The sequence below is a fragment of the Thalassotalea ponticola genome (assembly GCF_041379045.1).
Classification (GTDB): domain Bacteria; phylum Pseudomonadota; class Gammaproteobacteria; order Enterobacterales; family Alteromonadaceae; genus Thalassotalea_A; species Thalassotalea_A ponticola.
On sequence record NZ_CP166871.1, the window covers coordinates 1,375,274 to 1,398,863 of the forward strand.

The following is a 23,590-nucleotide window of genomic DNA, read 5'->3' on the forward strand; positions in this document are numbered from 1 at the left end:
GATAGGAACACAGTGTGCGTTTAATTGAAAAAGCGTGGTTTTTAGACCATCCAATCAAATGGCTGTTATTGCCACTTAGCCCCGTGTTCTGGGCGCTTAGCGCGTTGCGTCGATTACTCTATAAACTGGGGCTGTTGGCTCAGCCTAAACTTTCGGTGCCGGTGGTGGTTGTCGGCAATATTGGCGTTGGCGGTAACGGTAAAACACCAGTGGTGGTTTTTTTAGTCGAACAGCTCAAAGCACGCGGTTTTAAGGTGGGCGTTATTAGTCGCGGCTACGGCGGTGACAAGCTTACAGAACCCTTGCTAATTGACGATAATACATCCGCCCAACAAGGCGGGGACGAGCCGGTGTTAATTTACCAACGCACTAAGGTTCCCGTGGTTGTTAGCCCCGACAGAGTGGCCAACGTAGAGCGCTTAATCGAGCTTGGTTGCAACCTGGTGATCAGTGACGATGGCCTGCAACACTATCGATTAAAGCGCGATGTGGAGCTTGTGGTCATTGACGGCAAACGCCGTTTTGGCAATGGTTGGTTACTTCCCGCTGGGCCGCTACGCGAGGGTTTGTGGCGGTTAAATACGGTGGATAGGGTTATTGTTAATGGCGGTTTGGCCGATGTTAACGAAATGGCCATGCACCTAGAAGCACAACAGCTGGTTAATATACGCAGTCAACAGCGCGTCAGCGTTGCAGAGTTTATCAGCGCTCACAGCCACAATGTGAACGCATTAGCCGGTATTGGCTCGCCACAGCGCTTTTTTGATACCTTAACAACGCTTGGTTTTACCCTGCAAAACGCGGTTGGCTTTGTTGACCATCATCAGTTTAACGAGTGTGATATAACTCAATTTGATTCAAGCGTACCGCTGTTAATGACCGAAAAAGACGCGGTAAAATGTAGTGATTTTACTGGCGACAACGGCTGGTATTTAACCGTAGACGCACATTTTAGCGATCGCGATAACACCAATTTATTAAATTTAATTACCACGAGATGTAAAAACTATGGCATTTGATATAAAACTGATGGAAATCTTGGCTTGCCCAGTATGCAAAGGCAAACTGGCGATCAACAACGAAAAAACCGAGCTAATATGCAAGTTTGATCACGTTGCATACCCCATTGAAAATGACATTCCGGTGTTACTAGAGAGCGAAGCGCGCAAATTAACCGAAGACGAGAGAAACTAATGAGCTTTGTTGTTGTGATCCCGGCTCGTTACCAATCGAGCCGATTACCCGGTAAGGTGCTTGCCGATATTCAAGGCAAGCCGATGATCCAATGGGTATACGAAAAAGCGCTTGCCTCGGGGGCTGATAAAGTCATTATAGCCACCGACAACGATGCGGTTGAGCAGGCGGTAAAAGGTTTTGGCGCCGAAGTTTGTCGAACCCGCGCTGATCATCAATCGGGCACTGAGCGGTTGGCTGAAGTGGTAGTTCAGTATGGCTTTAACGACGATGACATTATTGTTAACGTGCAAGGAGATGAGCCGTTTATCCCCAGTGAAAACATTGCCCAAGTGGCCAACAACTTAGCCGCGCAAAACAGCGCTGCTCATCCTGCTCGCATGTCAACACTGGCTGTGGCCATTAGCGAGGCCGACGAGGTGTTTAACTCCAACGCGGTAAAAGTGGTATTAGACAAAAACGGCTATGCGCTTTACTTTTCAAGGGCCAGCGTGCCTTATAACCGCGATGCATTTGCCGCAACAGGTAAGATAAGCGAGTTGAGCAAGGCGCAATCAAACCACTACTTACGCCATATAGGCATATATGCCTATCGCGCTGCGTTTATCAAAGACTACGTCAGTTGGCCGGCTAGTGAGCTAGAGCACATTGAAGCGCTTGAGCAACTGCGGGTATTGTATCAAGGTGAAAAAATTCACGTTGACGTTGCGCAAAACCGGCTGCCCGTAGAAGGGGTCGATACCCAACAAGATCTGGATAAAGCCAGACAATACGCGGCAACGCTAAGCCGGTAACACTGAATCAGTAACACTAACCCAGTAACGAGTACTTACAACACGGCTAACGCTGAGTTTGCACGACTTAGCCTGCAGCTAGGTTGATTAGCGGTTAACACAACCTGTTTCCCTTAGCTTTTATGCCATTCCGCGCTGTAACACTAGATACAGCGCGGAATAAAAATCGCCCCACACTGTTTGCTTTTTTTACAATTAAGCCCTACCTAATATAGCCAATTTTCATCAAAGCCCTTAAAAACAAGCGTTTATAAAAGTTGGCTCGATGTATGCTTTGTATATATCGCTAATGACAGTATTTCATGCTCGCTAAGTTTGAAATGGTCGTTTTAATAGTTTTCATAAAACGTTTAGCATCCTGGCGCTTACCCGGCGCCTTTTTTTTTGCCTATTCATTTGTTATAGCGGGTGTTGCGGTTCGCTGGTACGCAAAAACCGTACATTTATCACTGCGCATCGATTAACCCATTTTAAACTCCAACAAAATCTGTAACAAAATTTAAATGATTTAAGCCAACACTGGATCTTAATGCCAATAATTCGTAGTATGCCAAAGACAATTTTTTATTAACGCATGGTTTACCTTGTTATTACAACGAGTTGTTGCCGCCATTTATGTCGATGGCGCAGCGTATAAAAACACTAAAGTAAACCAAAAGAAGCATTAAGGGATGTGATCATGAAACACGTAATTGCGGGCGCATTGTGCTCATCGCTATTGCTGTTAGCCGGTTGTAATGAAACCACGGCAAGCAGCGCACCAGAACAACCTCAAGCAGCACTTAAAACAGAAAAAACGGCATTGGCTTCAGGTATCGAAAAAGCCAATATGGACACCAGCGTGCGTCCTCAAGACGACTTTTATTTATACGTTAATGGCGGTTGGTTGAAAAACACCGAAATGCCAAGTGATAAAACAGCGATTGGTTCGTTTTATGACTTGCGCGACAAATCTGACGAAGACGTAAAAGCGATTATCGAAGAGCTTGCCTCAGCAAGCGATTTGAAAAAAGGCTCAGACGAGCAAAAAGTGGCGGATTTATTTAACTCATTTATGGACGAGAAAACCATCAATGAGCTTGGGGTTAAACCAATTGAGCCAATTTTAGCTGACATTGCGGCACTTGAAAGCAAAGACGACTTATCGGTGTTTTTTGCCAAAGCACAAAAAATGGGCTTAGACTCTCCGATTTATTTTTACGTTGGCGTTGATGCGAAAAACTCTGACCGCTACGCGCCACACGTATGGCACTCAGGTTTGGGTTTACCAGATCGCGATTACTACTTTAAAGAAGAAGAACGCTTTGTCAAAATGCGTGCTGACTACGTTGCACACTTAGCAAAAATGTTTGAATTAGCGGGTCAAGACAACCCACAACAAGCGGCCGAGTCTATTATGGCCCTTGAGACCAAAATGGCCGAACACCACTGGACTCGAGTAAAAACACGTGACAGTGAAGCCCGTTATAACCTAAAGAAAACCGCCGAGTTAAACCAAGTTACCGACGCTATTAACTGGAACGCCTGGTTAAAAGAGCTTGGCGTTGACAATCAAGCCGACATTATTATTAACCAGCCAGACTTTGTTGAAGCCTTTGGTTCTATTGTTGCCGATACCGATATGGCAACATGGAAAACCTACTTAACGTGGCAAGTTATCGGTGGTTTTGCGCCGTACTTAAATGACGAGTTAGCACAGCAACACTTTGAGTTTTACGGTAAAAACCTAAACGGTCAGCAAGAACAGAAGGCACGCTGGAAGCGCGGTGTCAGCTTGGTTAACTCAAACCTTGGCGAAATCATTGGCAAGGTATACGTTGCGCGTCACTTCACCCCTGAAGCGAAAGAACGCATGACCGACTTGGTTGAAAACTTGCGCGTTGCTTACGGTGAGTCTATTGATTCACTAGAGTGGATGAGCGATGACACCAAAAAAGCGGCACGAGTAAAACTGGCAGCGTTTACACCGAAAATTGGTTACCCAGACAAGTGGGAAGATTACTCAGCTATTGAGATTAATAAAGACACGTTAGTGGCGAATTTGATCAGTGCTGACAAAGTTGGCCACACTAAGCAAATTGAAAGACTGAATGGACCAATTCGCGATTGGGAATGGCACATGACGCCTCAAACGGTTAACGCTTACTACAACCCAACCGTTAACGAAATTGTGTTCCCAGCAGCAATCTTACAACCGCCATTTTTCAACCTAGCAGCAGACGATGCGGTTAACTACGGTGGCATTGGTGCGGTTATCGGCCACGAAATGGGCCACGGTTTTGATGACCAGGGTTCAAAATACGACGCTGACGGTAACATGAAGAACTGGTGGACCGAGCAAGACTTAGCTGAATTTAAAAAGCGCTCAGAGCAACTGGTTGCCCAATACGACGGTTATCAAGTATTTGACGACTTGAACGTCAACGGCCAGCTTACCCTAGGTGAAAACATTGGTGATTTATCAGGTTTAACCATTGCTTATCGCGCCTACAAAAACTCGCTAAATGGCGAAGAAGCACCGGTCATTGACGGTTTAACCGGCGATCAACGCTTCTTTATGGGCTACGCGCAAATTTGGCGTGGCAAGCGCACCGAGCAAGCGATGCGCGAGCGCGTAAATACCGATCCGCATTCGCCTGGTCACTTCCGCGCAATTGGCTCGTTGTCAAATATGAATGAATTTTATCAAGCATACGACGTGAAAGAGGGCGATAAGATGTACATCGCACCAGAAAAACGGGTAAAAATTTGGTAACAACTTAGGCCACCGTCAATGCGAGTGGCCTTGGTCAATACCAAGAGTGTTGATATGATGTAAAAGCGATCGAGGTGTTGTGCCTTTGATCGCTTTTTATTTACCTGTTTGTCGCGTTTAGGTTGATTGTTTCCCTTTTGCTTACATTTATACTTAATGAGCAAACATTACACAAACGACAAGGCGTTAGTACATGACCGCAATCAGACACCTGCTTCTTTCTGCTATCACTGTTATGACGTTAGCGGTTTTTACATTGGCAAATGCAACGATGAAACCTCACATTAATACCAGCCTTCAACTTTGGTCAGTAAAAAATGAGCTAAAGTCAGATTTTAAAACGACCTTGTCACACATAGCCGAGCTTGGCTTTGATGGGGTTGAATTTGCCGGTGAATTTGGCTCATATAACAACGACGCCAAAGGGTTAAAGGCGCTACTTGATGACTTAGGTTTAAAAGTGAGCGGGGCCCATGTGCCGTTAGAGCAACTTACTGGAGAGCGTTTTGAACTGCTTGTTGAGTTTTATCAGATTTTAGAGACGCCAGTATTGATAATTCCGATACATCAATCGGCCTATCAAGCTGATACAGTGGATCGGTTCATTTCAACCTTGCAAAGTCTGTCAACAAAGCTCAAGGCATACAATATGCGTTTGGGATACCATAATCACTGGCAAGAATTTGAGCCGTTCAACCAAATCACCTATTGGGATCATATTGCTCAGTCAACGACCAGTGATATTGTTTTGCAACTCGACATCGGTTGGGTCGCTTATGCCGGAAAAGACCCAGTGCAATACATTAAGCGATATCCCAAAAGAACATTTACCGCACACTATAAAGCCAAACCCACTGGAGTCCAATTCAATAAAGTCAAAGTTAGCCAAGCAACGCCTAATTACCAAGGCAAACCCTTGATTGGTCAAGATGAGATAAACTGGGCAGAGGTGTTACACGCGCACTTGAGCGTTGGTGGCGGCCAGTGGGTCGTGGTAGAGCAAGAAGAATATCCGGCAAATCTGACACCATTGCAAGCGGTTGCCGTATCTAAAAACGCCTTAGACAAGCTGATTAAATCTTTGTGATAGCCTTTTTAGCCGGCCTATACCGAGAACGTTTTACAAAAGGCGCTACCACGGTTATTATTTGGTTATTACCAAAATAAAAAAAACAACGACAGTATGACTGATCGCAACGCGAATAATAATAGCATCACGAATAACAACAGCAATGCCGACATCACTGAGTCTGCCGCTAAAACGCGCCGAGACTTTATGAAAAAATTCGGCAAGCTCGCAGCCGTAACCCCCGTTGCCTTAACCACGCTTATGTCGCCAGAAACCTCGGCGGCGCCCAAGTCGTGTAAACCCAACATAGACAATAAGCATTGTCCTAATGGCTCAGCAGGTGCCACTAAGCCCAAAGCGGGCTTTTAGTTAGTCAGCATGATCAGCTAGGCAAAAGGAAATAAAAATGAATAAAAAATCCATCGCCTTAACCGTTTCACTGTTTTTTACCTCATCGGTCGTTGCTTTGGCTATGGTAAAACAAGAGTCGTTACCGCAATTGCCAGCACTTGCTAACACCTCGTTGCAAAGCGAACCATTAAATCGTCAGCCAGCTGAAGCAACAGCCCAAGCTCAAAACCAAGCTCAAACTGCCAACAATACTCAGCAACAACGCCAGCAGGGCACAGACAATACGCCAGCAGAGCAAAGCGACAACGATTCGCCAGTCGATAAAAACAAGGCGCTTAGACAGCGCATTGTTGAAACGGCAAAACAACAAAGCAGCGCGACTAAAGTTACTTCGAGTGCTGCTAATAGCCAAGCTACAACAAAGCCTGTGCTAGCCACTGAGCGCGCAGTACCAAACACAACAACACCAAATACAACCACGCCAAGAGCGACCGCTGCAGAGTTAGCGCGCCAAGCGAAAGCCAATGATCCACGAGCGCTGTATTTAGCGCCTCCGGTGCCGCCGGGTACCTTTGGTGGTGGCAATGGCAATGGTGGCCCAGGTGGTGATGCGTTAAATGCGGCGTCGGCCAACTAGCATGCCAATAGGTGTAACATGGTTAATCCGTTATCATGCTTACCCGTACAAAACGCTCAGGCAGTAAGCTTATGAGTGCTGAGATATCATCTTCGGCTAAGGCACCTGTAATAGCTCAACCAAGACACACCGAGCTCCTGACAGAGCATTCCCGCTGCGTTAATCAACAACACGCACAACCGATAAAAGCGATGGCAATAAGCGTGAGTTTTTACGCTTTATTAGCACTTATTTTGTGGTTGCCGATACCGCTTGGGTCAAATAGACCGTGGGCGTGGTCTATTATGCAGGTGGCTAGCTTTGCGATTTTGGCTACCTTAGTGATGGCGCTCGAGCCTCGGCAGATTATTCAATCTTTGCGTCGATACGCACCGCTTGTTGTGGCGCTATTTTTGTTTGTGGTTTATCAACTGATACAAATTATGCCATTGCCACTTGAGCTGGTCAGTCAGCTAAGCGTTAATAGTGCACTGTTGCACAAGCAAGCGTTGAGCGTGCAAGGTCTAACGCTAACCGAGATGCCTTGGGTAACTCTTGCCCTTGATCCCACACAAGCGGGTATTGCTGCATTAAAATCGATGAGTTACTTGGCGATCACATTAAGCGTATTGCTATTGGTAAACAGTTTTCGCCGCTTAAAGCTATTGATGTTTGCCCTGATTGTTGCCGGTACCTGGCAAGGTTTTTACGGTGCGATTAGCGCGCTAAGTGGGCAGTCTACCAGCTTTTTTTTAGAGCTTGCCAATAGCACTAACACCAATAACGGTAGCGCCAATGGCAGTTTTGTTTATCGCAACCATTACGCCAACTTTTTGATGCTGTGCTTAGCTATTGGCTTAGGGTATTTGGTAGCCACATTACACGCTAATAAACAAGCCGCTAGTAGTGCAAAAGATCACGCCAGACGTTGGCTTAGCACGCTTATTTCCGGTAAAGCTGCCCTTCGAATCGCCTTGGCCATTATGGTGGTGGGCATTGTGTTGTCGCGCTCGCGCATGGGTAACAGTGCGTTTTTTATCGCTCTTACCATAACTGGTGTCTTGGCATTGCTTTTAATGCACAAAAAGTCGAAGTCGTTGGCGGTGTTGTTAGCCAGTGTGCTGCTGATTGATAGTTTTATTTTAGGCTCTTACTTTGGCATTGATAAGGTAAAAACTCGCATTGAACAAACGCGTATTGAGCAAGAGGTGCGCGTTGATGTAAATCAGTACTCGTGGCAGTTGGTGAAACTGTTTCCCACGGTGGGTGTTGGCGGTGGTGGCTATTACAGTGCGTTTGGCTTAGTGCAAGGCGATAACATTCATGCTTTTTTTGATCACGCTCACAATGACTACCTGCAATTTGCAGTGGAATACGGTTTAGTAGCCACGATGTGGCTTGGTAGCATTGTGTTGGTTAGTTTGTACTATGCGTTGATGGCGATGCGCCGGCGGCGAGCGCCACTATTACAAGGCCTAGGTTTTGCCTGTTGTTTAGCCATTATTGGCATGCTAATACACTGTACGGTAGATTTTAATTTACAAGCACCGGCCAATGCCGCCTATTTTCATATTGTGTTAGCGCTGGCTTGGATAGCCCATGTTGGTTTACCGTCTAAATCAGGTGGTAACAGCTCAAAAACTAGGCTAACGGTAAAAAGATAACGGTAAAACAAGAAAAAATACTAATAAAAACACATGGCTACGAACTTTTTGTGGCTTTTTAACGTAAACTTAATACAATGGTAAGGTTGCACAGGTTTAACCGTTTTTTGATGAATAATTTATGACCGTAGATGTATAAAAACGCTAAAGAAAAATACAAATATAAATAAGAAAATAAATAAAAAATTTAAATAAAAATAGTGTAACAAACACAACAACAATAACACGCCGTAACAAGGAATTGCGCTGGGTAAGTGAAACGTATTTTAAGAAGTAATACATTATTCGCTTTAGTGGGCCTGCTAATACATATTAGTGGGGCAGGCGTTGCTGTTGCTGAAAATCAACCCGGCCAGATTCAACTTGAACAAAGTGCGGTTCCAGTAACCACACCATCTCAAATCGCTAAACAAGAGCCTATACAAACAGCGCCAAGTACCTCAGTACTCGACTCTTTGGAGAGCCAAGCGTCGGCCAATGTTGATGACAATACCACAAGCCCAATATACACCAACAACAGCACGGGCAGTAATACACTGACGATTGATGTTGATAACCCGCAAACCTTACTTGGCCAAGTTGGCGGTTTTGACATTACCAGTAATCTACGCGTTTCTCAGGTGTACACCGATAACTTGTTACAAGACAAAGACAGTGAAATACATACCTTTGTTACCAATATTGCACCATCGTTGCAGTTCAATAAACTCGATGGCTTAAATCGCTATAACATGAACTATCAGTTTGATCACCGTAACTTTTCGGCTCGCGGCCGAGATAATATCACTAATCAGCGATTAAGCGCCTCAGGCTTATTTGACTTTGATATTCGCCATCGCCTCAACGCCAACATTAATTATGCTTGGTTGCACGAGATGCGCGGACGCGATTTTTCAAACGGCTTTGGCGATCAGTTAACCGAGCCCACATCGTATAACGTTCTCAATGTGTCAACCGCGTATATCTATGGTAGTAAAACAGCCGCAGCCAATTTAATTTTTGACTACCGCATTAGTGATATTAACTACGACAGCGTCTACCTTGACGAGCTAAACCTGGATGACCCTATACCCGATACTGATGAGCGCTTTGATATTACCGCCGACCGTGAGCACCAAACGCATACCTTGGCATCAACGTTTAAGTATCGATTAGGGGCGTTTACCGATATGTCATTGCGCTTAACTTACAAAGATACCGACTACGACACCAAGCGCTACAACCAAGCCAGCTTAAACAACCGAGAATACGAGATAAGTGGTCGCTTTGCCTGGCAAGGCTCAGCCATTACCACCGGATATGTTGATGTGGGTTATGCAACGCGAAGCTATAGCGATGATGCGCGCAGCAGTAAACAGGGTATTCGCTGGAAAGCTGGGGTATTATGGCAGCCATTAACGTATTCCAATGTTGATGTATCAACCGCCCGACAAATTTACGAGCCCAAGGGCCAAGGTAGCTACATTGAAAATGCCAATATCAGTTTGGCTTGGCATCACAATTGGCTGTCTCGTTTAGGCAGTCGAGTTGCGGTATCGTTTAATGAAGACGATTACGGCGACTCTACGCGAAAGGATGATAACCGCTTATTGAACGCCAGTGCACAATACCAGATGCGCGATAACTTAAAGTTTGATGTATCGTTTACGCACCATCAGCGCAGCAGTAATGTTGCCGATATGCGTTTTACCGAAAATCGTTTGTCGTTTAATGTTAATTACCAGTTGTAGTCGTTATATGAATAGTTTTTATATGAATATTTTTTCTCGTTTTTTATCACCGCAGCTAACGTTGTTTTTGGCCTGTGTTTTGCCGTCACTGTTTGCACTGCAACCTAATCACGCTTTTGCTAACACAGCAACTAACACAGAAACTAAAGCAGCCTCATCAACCGCTAACAACAATACCAACCAGCTGTATCGCCTTGGCGTTGGCGATACCATACAAATTTATGTGTTTGGAGAAGACGAGCTGTCAAAGCAATTTAAAATTAACCAACGGGGTAGTATCAATTACCCATTTTTAGGCGAGGTTAGTGTTAACCAACTTACCTTAAGTGATGTGGAGCAGCGCATTGTTAATGGCTTAAAGCCCGATTATTTAATTAACCCCAGTGTGTCGGTATCCATTGTTGAGTATCGGCCATTTTTTATTGAAGGCGAAGTGAAAAAGTCGGGCGCGTATGCCTATCAACCCGGGCTTACGGTTGCCAAGGCGGTCGCCTTAGCGGGCGGTTTTACCGAGCGCGCCTCAAAAAGCAAAATATTTATTCAGCGCGCTGGTATCAACAAAAGCGAGGCTAACCAAGCGACGAACGCCCAATTAAACAGTGCGGTGCAACCGGGCGATATTATTACCGTTAAGCAGAGCTTTTTCTAAGCTGGTATTTACACCGCTATTAAAGCCTTTATTTGAGCCTTTTTAGAAGAGAAATTTAGTGAACCAACAAGTGCCTTTACATTCAACTTCTCCCCCTGATGCGTCGCATACCGCTAAGGTGATGCAAGACCATAATGACTTTGATGACATCGATTTTAAACAGCTGTTTTCGGTGCTGATGAGTCACAAATGGCATATTCTGTTATTTACCTTGGTAGTAGGCCTATGTGCAGCCCTGTACGCGTACTCTCTCACCCCAATTTACCGTGCAACGGCAACCATGCACCTTGACGCAGGCCAAGCGCGAGTTGACGATTTACAAGATGTGTATCAAGACACTACCGCCAGCGAAGAGTTTTATTACACCCAGCTAGAAATTATTCGTTCAACCTCGGTGGCAGAGCAGGTAGTAAAAAACTTACGCCTTGAAAATAACCCGATTTTTCGCGTTGATAAACTGGTACTACTTGAGCGCAATCCCGATTTGTTAACGCTGTCAGAGCAACAATTAAACGAGCGTATTGTGCAAATGCAGTATCAAAGTGCGGTAGGTTTTGTACAAGGCGGTTTATCGGCAACACCGTTAAAAAACACCCAGTTGGTTAATATTAGCTTTACCTCGGTATATCCTCACATGACGGCCTTGGTAGCCAATGCGCTAACCCAAGCGTATATTGATAACCACATGCAGGTTAGTCTTAATCGCATTGAAAAGTCAGCGCAGTGGTTAAATACCTCGCTTGCTGGTTTAAAAGCCAAGCTCAATCAATCGCAAGATGCGTTGCAAGCATTTAGAGAGCGCGAGTCACTGGTTGATATTGGCGGGATAAAATCACTGGCGGCCAACGACGTTGAGTCGCTGTCTACTCAGTTATTGCAAGCCAAACAAACGTTAAAAGACATTGAATTGGTATATCAACTGACGAGCAAAAACACGACGCAAGTAACCGAGCTGGCCACCTTGCCCGATGTGTTAAACCACCCCGATATTCGCCAAGCCATAGAGCAACAACGCCAAGCACAGCGCAAGTTAGATAATTTAGCACTCACTTACGGCAAAAAGCACCCCAAAATGATTGCTGCTGTTGCCGAAGTAAATCGCGAGCGTGCCAATGTGCAAAAAAACATTGAAAGCTTAGCCAATACCATAGGTAGCGATTATCAAAAGGCGCAACAAACCGTAAGTCAATTGCAGGTGTCGTTAAACAATGCCAAACAGCAGTATCAAAAATTGACTCGACTTGACGATGAACATCGCACATTAGAGCAAGAAGTCGAAACCAACAAGCAACTGTATACCTCGTTTTTTAATCGATTACAGGAAACCGCTGAGCTACAGCGTTTTGAAGCCAATGTCGCCCGAGTTATTGAGCCTGCCGTACAGCCAAGTAGCCCGATAAAGCCAAACAAAAAACTGATTGTGGTGATCGCCATGTTAACCGCGGCGGCGGCAGCTGTTGGTGCGGTGTTATTGCTTGAAGCGTTAAATAGCACCATTCGCTCTGTGGATGATGTTGAAACCAAATTGCACAAAAGCTTGCTGGGTATTGTGCCGTTGATCGGTCAATACAACGATAAAACCAGAAAAGATAGCAACGAGCAGGTGTTACCTGCAAGCTATTACAGCCAAGGTGGCGACAGCGCCTTTAGTGAATCTATTCGCACCTTGCGCACCAGCTTAAGTTTGCTCAGCCTAGAAGATAATCACAACGTGGTAAGTATTACCTCAAGCATTCCGGGTGAAGGCAAAACGACGGTAGCCATTAGCTTAGCAAGTGCGTTAGGGCAGTTACACAAAACGCTACTAATTGACACCGATATGCGTCGCCCAACTGTGGCTAAACGCTTTAACTTGGCCGATAACCAGCCAGGACTGTCTAATGTGATCGCCGATACTCATAGCTTTGAGCAATGTGTTCACCACTGTGAGCAAACCAACCTTGACGTACTCAGTGCGGGTCATAATGCACCAAATCCGCAAGAGTTACTGGCGTCAAACCAATTTAGCCAACTATTGCAGACTTTGCGCACTCGTTACGATCGCATTGTAATTGATACTGCACCGGTACAAGCAGTGAGTGACGCCATGTTAGTTGCTCGGTTAACCGATAGGCATTTATACGTGGTTAAAGCCGATGCTACCAAAGAAGCGGTGGTTAAAGCCGGTTTAAAACGCATGAGTCTAGCAGGTGTTAACGTTGATGGTATTGTGCTTAACCAAGTAGATTTAAGCAAAGCGCGCCAGTATCAAGACTTTGCCGGTTATTACGATCACTACGGTTATGCAACGTAATTCACTAAACATGGCGCAGCAACCATCTGCCGATGATAAGGCTATGGTTCAACCAAAACGTTACGCACTGAGCAAAGCCCTGCGGCTTTTGTTGCTGCTATTGCTTAGTGTGTTGGTGTTTACCGCCGCTAGGTTTGGCCTTGGCAATGCCTTATTTAAACCGGTAGAGGGGCAGATTAGAATATTGCAAACTATTTCTAATGATACGGCCTCTAACAATACGGCCTCTAATGATAAAGCGCACGATAACAATCAAACCGTACACGCTCAGTCAGCACTACAAGCCATATACCAACAGCAGTTAACAGCCATAAACCGAGTGTTGTGGCTGCACCGTAACCCCCAATATTTAGAGGCCAAAGCCCAACTGTTAGAGCTAGGTGTGCGCTTTGGCTTTAATGATAAGACACAGGCGCTAACCCAAGCCAATCGCTTATATATTGAGTCGATTACTAAGCGCCCAGCATGGCCAGTAACCTATTCGTCGTTGGCGTTAAATAAATGGCATTTAGGCGAGTTTGACCGCGATTTTGTTACCTATTTAGTGCAAGCGCATTACTTGGGCAAAAATGTGCCACAAGTTAAGCAGGTATGGCAGTACGTAGCAAATTCGATTAACCAAGCAAGCACTAGCGAGCTAGCCATGCTGTTTACTGAGCTGTTTAAAGAGCACAGCGCCATTGTTGCCTATTACCAGCAAGCCGATAATGCCAATGCGACACCAACTCAGCAGGTAAAGTAGGCGCTATGGCATTTACCCAAGTACCGCTTAATCACCATCACTTGTTAAGCTTATGGGTTAACGAGCTAACTAGTGAGGCGCTGTTGTTTGAACAACACAGCAAAACGCTAAACGCAATAAGCCCGCTTCAGGTTAGTATGTTATTGGCAATTGACGACGGACTAAGTAAAGATGCCATTAGCCAGCTACTGAGTGAGCAGGGCGTTAGTGAAACACAGATTAGCAACGCATATCAGCAGGTAGTAGCTTGGTTTAATGCCGAAGAGCCAACAGCAGAGCAAGCAGAAGCTGGATCTCTAAGCTACCAAAATGGCCAGTATCCAGAATTACATGCTAAAGCCATTAGCCAACCCCTAGCCATTACCCAACGTATAGCAGATATATTTTATGTAACGGTTTCGAATACGGTATTTAGTATTAGCGTGCAAACGCAAACGCAAACGAAAGACCAAATCCAGCAACAAGCACTTCAGTGGTTATTTACACAGGCAAAAACTATCTTACAACCAATTTGCTTAAACGACGCTGATACAGCTAACCCGCGCAAACAACAGTCATTAGCACCACAATCATCCCAACAAAAATCAAACAAAAATAGGGAGAAAGTAGCCTTACAGCTTTGCTTTCATCAGCAAAATTTTGCCTTACGAGCTAACGGCATTGTGGTTGAACAGGTAAACAACATCCAACAACTGTTACCCTTGTTAATTGATCGGTTGCAAATTTTGGCGTATCAAATCCAACACTACCAATTGGTATTTCACGGCGCTGCATTAAAACACAGGGAGCAGCCAATCACATTAATGCTACCGGGTAAATCAGGGGTAGGTAAATCAACATTGGCCACGCACTTAACTCAAGCGGACTTTGCGCTGTATTCTGATGAAATTATTGCCTTTGACCCAAATAACACGCTGTTTACCATAGGGCTACCCATTGCCATTAAAGCGGGCAGTTGGCAAGCCGTGCAACAGTACTACCCTGCGTTACCTCAACAACCCGTGTGGCAGCGCCTTGATGGTCGGCAAATAAAATACGTTTGGCCAAGAGAGTTTGTTAAGGGCAATCAACTGGCAAACAAGGCCAGTAAAACCATCATCTTATGCCCAAACTACCAACAGCATGCCGAACCCAGTATGGTGAAGCTAACCACTAGCGAGGCTCTCACCGTAATGACGCAAGGCGGTTATCAACTCGGCCACGAGCTTAGCAACCAAAGCGCCAATGACATTATTGAGTACTTTGACTCGTTAACCGCTTTTCAGCTAACGTACAGTACAACGGAACAAGCAATGGCTATGGTGAGTCGGTTATTGGCAAACGTTGCACCTAGCGAACAAGAACATCAAAACAACATACTAACGTGATCAATACAAAACCTGATAAAACTAACGCTACTGAAGCTAAACCTAATGAAGCAAGGCCAAATACAATGCTAGCAATAAGCCAACAGCTACTTGACGATATAAGCCAATGGTTTGATCACCGCGTCCCAGTATCCGCGAAGCTTATTAGCCGTTTACACCACGAACCAGATCTACTTGCTTTAATTGCCTTTCTCAACGAACACTGGTTATTAGGTGCCTTTGTTGACAGGTTAAAACAAGCAAACGTGTTTGTTCAGTTAGAGCCTGAGTTACAACACTATCTAGAGCATATCAGTGAGTTCTATCAAACACGCAACGAAGCGCTACAGCAAGAAGTAATAAACGTAGTTAGCCTATTGCAACAGGCTAACATTAACGCCATCGTATTAAAGGGCGCAGCGGGTTTGTTTAACCAAACCTTTGTGCCGTTATCAACCCGCTTTATGACCGATATAGATATACTGGTACCTAGCGACCAACAACAGCAGGCTATAGCAACATTACTCAAGCAAGGTTACTGGCAGGATAAAGACGAGCTTGATATTGCGGCAAAAAATCACCACCACGCACCGCCATTATCACGAGATAACAACGGCTTGTGTAACATTGAAGTTCACCAATGGCCAATTCAAAAACGCTGGCATGCTATATTGTCACCTGAGCAAGTGTGGCAAACGGCGAAACCTTTGCCATTAATAACAACTAAAGAGACTAATGACTTGAACTTGTGCGCATTACAATTGGCACCAACCGAGCAAATGATTTTAGCCATTGCCCACTGTGAACTATCGCACCGTGCCTTTTCTGAACAGCAAATTGATTTTAGGCAGTTGCACAATAGCGCTTGCTTAATTAAACGTTTTCATAACCAAATAAACTGGCAACAAGTTCAACGGCAATTTAGCCAACAGCAACAATTGCTACCACTGCAAGCCCACCTACTTATGGTGCAAAAGTTTTTTGCGCAGAGCACGCCTATAAATTGCCAAAGCCCACAAGCAATAGAGCATTTAAATCGTTGCGTAACCGATCTGATAAAACGCCAAGGTAAAATCAGCCCATGGCGCATGCTGAAAGGTGTGCTGCAAGGCTACAGCAAACAACATATCGATGTTATGTATGGTGCTGTTAACTATTGGCAACTTAGTAAAGGGCGATTACAACACGCCAAACGTCATTTAAAAATGTTGAGTAAACCCGACTACCTAAAAGCGTTTATCAACCGCTTACGCCAGTAATGCTTTAACGTCATCCTCATATTTCACGTCATCCAAATATTCAACGTCATCCCCGCGCAGGCGGGGATCTCCAAACCACCAAACGAGCCTTTAATTGTCATCTCCACTATTAACAGACACTCCATATTTTCACGTCAGCCCATAATGAACCGTCATCCCCGCACAGGCGGGGATCTCCAATCAAGACAAACAATTTTCAAACTAGATACCAAAAATTCACTATGATAAAGATCCCCTCTAATTGAAAAGGACTTCAATTATGAAACAACCTGCAGTTTATATTCTTTCGAATAAAACCCATTCAGTGCTATACGTTGGTGTGACAAGTAATTTAACAAGACGAATTTACCTGCATAAACAGCATTGTGTTGAAGGCTTCACTAAACGGTATAACGTTCATAACCTAGTTTATTTTGAGCTTTTTGATGACATGGAAAATGCGATTTATCGCGAGAAGCGCTTGAAACGATGGGAGAGAAGTTGGAAGGTTCGATTAATTGAACAAACAAATCCTGAATGGCTCGATTTGTATTACCAATTGCTTTAATCCTGACTCGAGTTTTTATGCATCCTCAAGAGATCCCACACAACGACATTGTGGGATGACGTTGTTTGCGATGGGCGCCGATTTGCGTGAGGTGCATAGGGCGCACGATTCATAAGCCTATTTCCCGCGCTCGAAATTAAACGTCATCCTTTATTTCAACGTCATCCCCGCGCAGGCGGGGATCTCCTAGACACCAAACGAGTCTTAATTGTCATCCTCACAATTTTACGAATCCCCACATTTAACGTCATCCCCGCGAAGGCGGGGATCTCCAAACCACAAACAGAGCCTAAAATACCTCACTCTAACTGCGATACTTTTATTGTGATTGACTCGTAACGGATTTCTACCAAACTAAAAAATGAAAGCAATGGAATTGCCCCGTAACTTACTAAATTAAATGTAAAATATTTATTAAGTCGGCTGGTGAAACTACGATGCTAATACGTGACGAAAAACGCAAATAAAAGGAGATTATCATGCGTGAATTAACAGTTAATGAACTATCAGAAATCAACGGCGCTTATTCAACCGAAGAGCTAGGTGCAGCAGTATTTGCCGGCGGTGTGGCAGGTGCGTTAAGTGGCTCGCTAGCCGGTGGCGTAGGTGCTGGTCCAGGAGCCTTTACGGGGGCAGTTATTGGCGGAATCAGTTATTTAAGCTACGAGTTGTACTTAGAGTACATAGCCAACTAACGCTTACATTTAAGCATTACACTAAAAACTTTAATCCAATAGACACAAAGGCAGTCTTAACTCGCTGCCTTTTTATTGAAGGACTAAGTCATGACAACAAAACAATTTAATCTAATGGTAATAACCAGCGTTGCAATTAGCTTAGGGATAATTTCTAGCAAAGTATCATTTTTGCCATTGGTTATCATCGCTGTTGTATTGGGTGTAGCTGGGCAATTACTTTGCCGATACGCCAGCAAATATTGGCTTAAATAGCTGCGCGCCTATAACATTTGATCTAAGGGTATTTATACCTAACAGTTTGCCGGAAGTAATTCCGGTTAACTTTACTTACAGTATGTGAGGTTTGTCATTAAGCCATATAGCTCGTGACTCGCTAAACATCACAAACATCCGCAACAAAATACGCAAAAACCTACCAAAAACTGCTAGAAAAACACACTTATCGCACTAGTTAAACGGCAAGACACAATTTAACCAATATCGCTTACATTTTTTACCAAAATGGCGTAGCAACACACGTCTAATTTTTTTATAATGCCAAATCAATATAAGTACAACGTTACCAGGTGTTCAAACATTCACCACTTGTGATTTGGTATTGCTAAAAATATAAGCAAGCTGTTTGAATACTAAGCAGTATTTTCGGCAATAACGGTGCGGCACTCAAATATATATCCATTAGCAATTTACCGCTAAGGTGATGATTACAATGCCGTTGTTATTGCGCTGTTTATGGTGCCATGCAGTGTGGGCAATTTAATTGCTATTAGCACTTTAAACAAAAAGAAAAGGGTAGTAGTATTATGACCGCAGTAGCTAAGAGTGCTTGGTATGTTTTAACCAGCAAACCAAGAGAGGAGCAACGTGCTCACGACAACTTAGTGTCGCAAGGATTAGAAGTATTTTTACCGAAAGTTGCTACGGTAAAAAAGAAAAAGGGAATTAAGGCTGTATCTCTTGACCCATTATTCCCCAATTATTTATTTATTCGCTTAAATCCTGAACAAGCTAACTTTAATGCCGTGCGTTCTACGCGTGGTGTTGGCAGTTTTGTTAAATTTGGCTTGCAACATGCGGTTATTAGCAACGACATTATTAATGCGTTACAACACCACCAAGTAAGCAATAACGAACCGAAAACGCTAGAGCAGTTGCTTAATTTACAGGTGGGCGACAAAGTGCAAATTAATCAAGGACCGTTTGCTGGTTTAGAAGCCATTTACAAAGCAAAAGACGGTCTTGAACGCAGCATTTTAATGGTTAAAATGCTGGGTAAAGAAAACGATGTGCCGGTAGATAACCAGCATTTTGATAAAGTAAGCTAATTGCCACTGATTACCACTAGAGCAATCAACGCAATTAGCTCAAATGCCGCTGATAACCAGCGCAAAAAAGATTAATAATCAGTTGTAAACAACGTTTTTACAACATTACAAACGCCGTTATCTGTATGCCTTTTGGAGCCAAACCAATGGGCGGAAGCGTGCCTAAACGGCCTTATAACAGCGTTTAAAACCAAGCCTAAATAATCTAAATAGAAGCCTGCTCAGTATGTTTGATAATATTTTAACCGTATGTGTTGGTAACATTTGCCGCAGCCCCGTGGCTGAGCGCATGCTAGCCAAACAGTTACCGAATAAAACAGTGAGCAGTGCTGGTATTGGTGCTTTGCAAGAGCACGGCATAGAGCCACATATGGTGAGTTTGCTAGAGCAACACGGCTATAACGGCCAAAACCACAGTGCTAGGCAAATTAGCCATAGCATGGTAAACGATGCCGACTTGATTTTGGTGATGGAAAAAAAACACCAACAGTTGCTAATGCAAAAATACCCAGCTGCCTCTGGTAAAATTATGTTACTTGGTAAGTGGCATAATGATGAGGAAGTGGCCGACCCTTATAAAAAAAGCCAAGAAGCATTTAATCATGCTTTTACCCTTATTGATAAACATTGCCAAGCTTGGTGCAGTAAGATTGGCAATTAGTATTGGTTAATTGCCAACGTTAAGCTTTAGCTTGTATAAAAATGCAAGTAACCTAAAGCAGCTAAAGAATAAAACTTGTTAGACAAACAAATTAAACCACAGTCACTATAAAAACTGATAATCACATGACTAAATTAAAAGCTCTCACTACCTCTCTAATGCTACTTGGCTTAACGGCCTGTACAATTCCTGGTGGACACATAGAAGGCGTAAGTGCCAAAGACGGTGCGACTAATAGCCAATCAAGTGAAGAACTCGATTTTGATATTACCGAACAGGTCAATACCATATTAATTACCCCCAATGTACTTAATAGCATTAAAGAGCGAGAGCCTTCTGCAACGCAAAATCAAATGCTAGAGCAGGAACTACAAAACTATGCTTATACAGTAGGGGCAGGTGACGTACTTACTGTGACTGTCTATGATCATCCTGAGCTAACCACACCAGCTGGTCAATTTCGCGATCCAGAACAAGCTGGTAATTTAGTTGATGCCAAAGGCAATATGTTTTACCCCTACATTGGTCGTATTCACGTTGCAGGTAAAAGTGTTGAACAGATCCGTGTAGAGCTTACTGAGAAACTCAGCCGTTACATTGAAAACCCACAAATTGATGTAAAAGTAGCCGCGTATCGCTCAAAGCGCACGTACGTAACAGGCGCGGTTAGCCAACCTATGGTTATGCCCATAGCCAATATTCCGGTTACCGTACTTGATGCCATTAACCAAGCAGGCGGTATAAGCGACGACGCCGATTGGCGCAGTGTTATTTTAACCCGCGACTCTAAAGAAGAACGTTTAGATTTATACGCCTTATATCAAAAAGGCGATATGAGCCAAAACCGCCTCTTGCGCCATAACGATATTGTGCACGTGCCCCACAACGATGCTACCAAAGTGTTTGTTATGGGTGAAGTCAGCAAAGCAGCCACACTACCTATACACCGCTCGGGTTTAACCCTTGCGGAAGCCTTGGGTAACGTAGGTGGTTTTAACGAAATGACCGCCGATGCCAGCGGTATTTTTGTATTGCGTGCCAGCACTGATGCCAACAAAGTTGCCGATGTATACCAGCTTGATGCGTCAAATGCCGCTGCGCTGATACTGGCTACCCAATTTCACTTACAACCAATGGATTTGGTTTACGTGACCAGCGCACCAATTGCCCGTTGGAACAAAGTTATTTCATTGCTGCTACCAACCGTACGTGGCTTAGATGACCTAAACGATTTTGAAAACAATTTATAGGCTGCACCTGCAGCCCCCAAAAAAAATAGCAATTAAAAAATAGAAAAAGTAAAAATAATAAAAAACAGCTAGCGCCAACATTACGCTAGCGCTTAACCCTAATACTCCAATAAAGTACAGAACAGTATTGCCTACGGACAGCCTAATGAGTCAAGAGCAACTAAACACCAAACTTAACCAACACAACAGCCATCATATTAATGAGCAGAGTGATGACATCGATTTTTCTCGTTACTTTAACTTGTTACTTGAAAATAAATGGCTTATTGCTGGTGTAACCACCTTATTTGCCATTGCAGGGGTAATTATTGCCTTACTGCAAACACCTATTTACAAGGCTGACGCCTTAGTGCAAATAGAGCAAAAGGCCACAGGTGTTCCGGGCCTTGGTGATATGGAAGAGCTGTTTGGCGCTGAATCAAAAGCCATTACCGAAATCGAATTATTAAAATCACGCAAAGTACTGGGTGATGCGGTTGACGAGCTCAAACTTGATATTATTGCCAAGCCTAAGCACTTTGGTAAGTTGGGTGAATACTATGCTCGTAAATACGCACACAGCTACTTTGGTGGGCAAATTACCAATGTCAATGCCAACAGTATTACAACGTTTAATAAGCCGTTTATTTCTACGTTTTTTGACAGCAGTTACGCGTGGGGTGGTGAGCACATTAACGTTGCTCAGTTTAAAGTGGCTAAACCGTTTTTAGGTAAAACCTTTGAGCTTATTGCAAAAGACAATGATCAGTACCAAGTGTACCTTGCTGGCGAGTTGGTATTTTCAGGTAGAGTAAACCAAGTTGCCACTAACCAAGATAACAGTATTCAACTGCTGGTAAACAACTTAAAGGCGCAATCGGGCACTGCGTTTACCCTAACTCGTACCTACCGCGCCGATGCCATTGCTAAGCTTCAAAGCTCGTTACAAGTAGCTGAAAAAGGCAAGCAGTCTGGTATTTTAACCCTCGCGTTACAGGGCCCTAACCGCCAACAAGCTGAAGATACCTTAAACGCCATTGCCGATGCGTTTTTACTGCAAAACGTAAAACGCATGAGCCAAGAGGTTGAAAAATCAATTGAGTTTTTAAACAAAGAACTGCCTAAAATTGATGCCGCTCAGGTACAAGCTGAAAATACGTTAAACAAGTTCCGCTTAGACAACGATGCCATCGACTTAACCCTAGAAACCGAGTCGGTGCTTGAGCAATTGGTAGAATTAGACACCAAAATACATGAGCTGTCGTTTTTAGAAGTTGATATTGCACAAAAGTACACCCAAGAGCATCCTAAGTACCAATCGCTTCTTGCTAAAAAACGCGATTTAGAAGCACAAAAGCAACAGCTTAATGCGCAAATTAAAGACTTACCGCAAGCTCAACAACAAATTTTGCGTATGGCACGCGATGTTGAAGTAAACCAACAAATTTACCTTGCACTGCTTAACAAAGTACAAGAGCTCAACGTGGTAAAAGCCTCAACCGTTGGCAACATTAATATTGTTGATTACGCGCAGGTGAGCCGCTTTCCTATTAAACCGAAAAAATCCCTCATCGTGGTTATTATCACCTTGTTAGGTGGTTTCTTAGCGGTTGCCTACGTTATCTTAAAATCGGCATTCCACCGTGGTGTTACCAACCCACAAGATTTTGAAGATGTTGGACTTAACGTATACGCCACCGTGCCGTTATCAGAAGATCACATAAAGCGCACGCAACTGGCCCGTTTGCAAGATAAAGTAAAACGCAATAAGCGCAAAGCACAGCGCCATGAGCTATTGGCTGAAGTTAACCCCGCTGATATGGCTATCGAAGCCATCCGAAGCCTTCGTACGTCATTGCACTTTGCGATGATGGAAGCAAAAAACAACGTAGTGATGATCGCCGGTGCCAGCCCAGAAGTGGGTAAATCATTTGTCTCATCTAACCTTGCCGCCGTTATTGCCCAAGCTGGGCAAAAGGTGTTGGTCATAGACGCCGATATGCGTAAAGGCTACATGCACAAAATCTTTCAGCTTAACGAGCAAAACGGCTTGTCTGATATCCTCGTAGGCAAATTAAGCATAGAACAGGCGACGCAAAACGCCGGTGTTGACAACCTGCACTTTATAAGCCGTGGTAACGTGCCACCAAACCCAAGTGAAATATTAATGGGAGAGCGTTTTTCAACGCTAATTGAACACGCTAAAGCCAACTATGATTTAGTAATCATCGATACACCGCCAATTCTTGCGGTAACGGATGCGGCCATTGTGGGTAATCACGCAGGTACCTCATTAATGTTGGCGCGTTATGATTACAGCCCACTTAAAGAAATAATCGCCGGTGCCAATCGCTTTGACATCAATGGCGTCGACATTAAAGGCATCATTTTTAATGCGGTTGAAAAACGTCAATCAGATTATGGTTACTACCACTACGGATATGAGTACAAGTAGGGTACGTCTTATCAAATGTGCAGCACATATCATGCGCCCAATAGCACACCCTGGTTGGACTTTTGGTAGGAGTTATAAGTTATACGCGCCGTCATTGTAGCAAACGACTGTATGGATGCTGGAGGTAGAGCAACGCTTTAGCAGTTGCCGAACTCGTAACCTCGTTACTATGTGACTTTAAAGTGAAATCAAACTTACCATAACGGACAACAA

Annotated in this window: 21 protein-coding genes; all 21 read left to right on the plus strand. The window is 44.1% G+C overall.

The genetic code is table 11. The features are described from left to right. The first annotated feature begins 14 nt into the window (after positions 1–14). The 21 genes from lpxK to ACAY30_RS06020 all read left to right on the plus strand — a co-directional run bounded on the left by lpxK (position 15) and on the right by ACAY30_RS06020 (position 23,377). A complete protein-coding gene (lpxK, locus tag ACAY30_RS05920) occupies positions 15–1,019 on the plus strand; it encodes a tetraacyldisaccharide 4'-kinase (RefSeq protein ID WP_290251482.1) in 1,005 nt (334 codons plus the stop codon). Next, positions 1,009–1,194 (plus strand): Trm112 family protein, encoded by a 186-nt coding sequence (locus ACAY30_RS05925; protein WP_290251483.1) that lies wholly within the window; start codon positions 1,009–1,011, stop codon positions 1,192–1,194. Before lpxK ends, ACAY30_RS05925 begins: the two co-directional genes overlap by 11 nt. Next, positions 1,194–1,988: a 3-deoxy-manno-octulosonate cytidylyltransferase gene (gene kdsB / locus ACAY30_RS05930; protein ID WP_290251484.1), complete on the plus strand. Its 795-nt coding sequence runs from the start codon at positions 1,194–1,196 to the stop codon at positions 1,986–1,988. The genes ACAY30_RS05925 and kdsB overlap by 1 nt, the downstream gene beginning before the upstream one ends. 679 nt (positions 1,989–2,667) lie before the next feature. Beyond that, a complete protein-coding gene (locus tag ACAY30_RS05935) occupies positions 2,668–4,743 on the plus strand; it encodes a M13 family metallopeptidase (RefSeq protein WP_290251485.1) in 2,076 nt (691 codons plus the stop codon). A 193-nt stretch (positions 4,744–4,936) separates the two neighbouring features. Beyond that, positions 4,937–5,830, plus strand: coding sequence for a sugar phosphate isomerase/epimerase (locus tag ACAY30_RS05940; protein WP_290251486.1), 894 nt, complete (start codon positions 4,937–4,939; stop codon positions 5,828–5,830). Positions 5,831–5,926: 96 nt separating this feature from the next. Further along, entirely contained in the window at positions 5,927–6,181 is a 255-nt protein-coding gene (locus ACAY30_RS05945; RefSeq protein ID WP_290251487.1) for a hypothetical protein, read from the plus strand. A 37-nt stretch (positions 6,182–6,218) separates the two neighbouring features. Beyond that, positions 6,219–6,800 (plus strand): hypothetical protein, encoded by a 582-nt coding sequence (locus tag ACAY30_RS05950; RefSeq protein ID WP_290251488.1) that lies wholly within the window; start codon positions 6,219–6,221, stop codon positions 6,798–6,800. A 71-nt stretch (positions 6,801–6,871) separates the two neighbouring features. Next, positions 6,872–8,443 carry an O-antigen ligase gene (locus tag ACAY30_RS05955; protein ID WP_290251489.1) on the plus strand — a complete coding sequence of 524 codons (1,572 nt, stop codon included), beginning with the start codon at positions 6,872–6,874 and terminating at the stop codon, positions 8,441–8,443. Positions 8,444–8,697: 254 nt separating this feature from the next. Further along, entirely contained in the window at positions 8,698–10,173 is a 1,476-nt protein-coding gene (locus ACAY30_RS05960) for an outer membrane beta-barrel protein (RefSeq protein ID WP_290251490.1), read from the plus strand. 22 nt (positions 10,174–10,195) lie between these two features. After that, on the plus strand, positions 10,196–10,822 hold the full coding sequence (locus ACAY30_RS05965) for a polysaccharide biosynthesis/export family protein (RefSeq protein WP_290251491.1): 627 nt from the start codon (positions 10,196–10,198) through the stop codon (positions 10,820–10,822). Between the two features lie 58 nt (positions 10,823–10,880). Beyond that, a complete protein-coding gene (locus ACAY30_RS05970) occupies positions 10,881–13,115 on the plus strand; it encodes a polysaccharide biosynthesis tyrosine autokinase (RefSeq protein WP_290251492.1) in 2,235 nt (744 codons plus the stop codon). Beyond that, positions 13,105–13,857 (plus strand): hypothetical protein, encoded by a 753-nt coding sequence (locus ACAY30_RS05975; protein WP_290251493.1) that lies wholly within the window; start codon positions 13,105–13,107, stop codon positions 13,855–13,857. The genes ACAY30_RS05970 and ACAY30_RS05975 overlap by 11 nt, the downstream gene beginning before the upstream one ends. 5 nt (positions 13,858–13,862) lie before the next feature. Then, a complete protein-coding gene (locus ACAY30_RS05980) occupies positions 13,863–15,224 on the plus strand; it encodes a hypothetical protein (RefSeq protein ID WP_290251494.1) in 1,362 nt (453 codons plus the stop codon). A 65-nt stretch (positions 15,225–15,289) separates the two neighbouring features. Continuing rightward, the gene (locus ACAY30_RS05985; protein WP_290251495.1) at positions 15,290–16,462 is read left to right on the plus strand and encodes a nucleotidyltransferase family protein; all 1,173 of its coding nucleotides are present in this window, start codon (positions 15,290–15,292) and stop codon (positions 16,460–16,462) included. Positions 16,463–16,721: 259 nt separating this feature from the next. Then, on the plus strand, positions 16,722–17,009 hold the full coding sequence (locus ACAY30_RS05990) for a GIY-YIG nuclease family protein (RefSeq protein WP_290251496.1): 288 nt from the start codon (positions 16,722–16,724) through the stop codon (positions 17,007–17,009). Positions 17,010–17,488: 479 nt separating this feature from the next. Further along, positions 17,489–17,704 carry a Blp family class II bacteriocin gene (locus ACAY30_RS05995; protein ID WP_290251497.1) on the plus strand — a complete coding sequence of 72 codons (216 nt, stop codon included), beginning with the start codon at positions 17,489–17,491 and terminating at the stop codon, positions 17,702–17,704. A gap of 90 nt (positions 17,705–17,794) precedes the next feature. Then, the gene (locus ACAY30_RS06000) at positions 17,795–17,959 is read left to right on the plus strand and encodes a hypothetical protein (RefSeq protein ID WP_290251498.1); all 165 of its coding nucleotides are present in this window, start codon (positions 17,795–17,797) and stop codon (positions 17,957–17,959) included. Positions 17,960–18,510: 551 nt separating this feature from the next. Further along, entirely contained in the window at positions 18,511–19,032 is a 522-nt protein-coding gene (gene rfaH / locus ACAY30_RS06005; protein WP_290251499.1) for a transcription/translation regulatory transformer protein RfaH, read from the plus strand. A gap of 226 nt (positions 19,033–19,258) precedes the next feature. Then, positions 19,259–19,693 (plus strand): low molecular weight protein-tyrosine-phosphatase, encoded by a 435-nt coding sequence (locus ACAY30_RS06010; protein WP_290251500.1) that lies wholly within the window; start codon positions 19,259–19,261, stop codon positions 19,691–19,693. A gap of 125 nt (positions 19,694–19,818) precedes the next feature. Beyond that, entirely contained in the window at positions 19,819–20,943 is a 1,125-nt protein-coding gene (locus ACAY30_RS06015; protein WP_290251501.1) for a polysaccharide export protein, read from the plus strand. A 145-nt stretch (positions 20,944–21,088) separates the two neighbouring features. After that, positions 21,089–23,377, plus strand: a complete 2,289-nt coding sequence (locus ACAY30_RS06020; protein ID WP_290251502.1) for a polysaccharide biosynthesis tyrosine autokinase — start codon at positions 21,089–21,091, stop codon at positions 23,375–23,377. The last annotated feature ends 213 nt before the right edge of the window (positions 23,378–23,590 follow it).

Coding starts and splice junctions, on each gene's coding strand:
- kdsB (WP_290251484.1), top strand. CDS start 1,194: ATGAGCTTTGTTGTTGTGATCCCGGCTCGTTACCAATCGAGCCGATTA.
- rfaH (WP_290251499.1), top strand. CDS start 18,511: ATGACCGCAGTAGCTAAGAGTGCTTGGTATGTTTTAACCAGCAAACCA.
- ACAY30_RS05975 (WP_290251493.1), top strand. CDS start 13,105: ATGCAACGTAATTCACTAAACATGGCGCAGCAACCATCTGCCGATGAT.
- ACAY30_RS05985 (WP_290251495.1), top strand. CDS start 15,290: ATGCTAGCAATAAGCCAACAGCTACTTGACGATATAAGCCAATGGTTT.
- ACAY30_RS05940 (WP_290251486.1), top strand. CDS start 4,937: ATGACCGCAATCAGACACCTGCTTCTTTCTGCTATCACTGTTATGACG.
- ACAY30_RS06000 (WP_290251498.1), top strand. CDS start 17,795: ATGACAACAAAACAATTTAATCTAATGGTAATAACCAGCGTTGCAATT.
- ACAY30_RS05980 (WP_290251494.1), top strand. CDS start 13,863: ATGGCATTTACCCAAGTACCGCTTAATCACCATCACTTGTTAAGCTTA.
- ACAY30_RS05945 (WP_290251487.1), top strand. CDS start 5,927: ATGACTGATCGCAACGCGAATAATAATAGCATCACGAATAACAACAGC.
- ACAY30_RS05990 (WP_290251496.1), top strand. CDS start 16,722: ATGAAACAACCTGCAGTTTATATTCTTTCGAATAAAACCCATTCAGTG.
- ACAY30_RS05965 (WP_290251491.1), top strand. CDS start 10,196: ATGAATATTTTTTCTCGTTTTTTATCACCGCAGCTAACGTTGTTTTTG.
- ACAY30_RS05995 (WP_290251497.1), top strand. CDS start 17,489: ATGCGTGAATTAACAGTTAATGAACTATCAGAAATCAACGGCGCTTAT.
- ACAY30_RS05955 (WP_290251489.1), top strand. CDS start 6,872: ATGAGTGCTGAGATATCATCTTCGGCTAAGGCACCTGTAATAGCTCAA.
- ACAY30_RS06020 (WP_290251502.1), top strand. CDS start 21,089: ATGAGTCAAGAGCAACTAAACACCAAACTTAACCAACACAACAGCCAT.
- ACAY30_RS05925 (WP_290251483.1), top strand. CDS start 1,009: ATGGCATTTGATATAAAACTGATGGAAATCTTGGCTTGCCCAGTATGC.
- ACAY30_RS06015 (WP_290251501.1), top strand. CDS start 19,819: ATGACTAAATTAAAAGCTCTCACTACCTCTCTAATGCTACTTGGCTTA.
- ACAY30_RS05950 (WP_290251488.1), top strand. CDS start 6,219: ATGAATAAAAAATCCATCGCCTTAACCGTTTCACTGTTTTTTACCTCA.
- ACAY30_RS05935 (WP_290251485.1), top strand. CDS start 2,668: ATGAAACACGTAATTGCGGGCGCATTGTGCTCATCGCTATTGCTGTTA.
- ACAY30_RS06010 (WP_290251500.1), top strand. CDS start 19,259: ATGTTTGATAATATTTTAACCGTATGTGTTGGTAACATTTGCCGCAGC.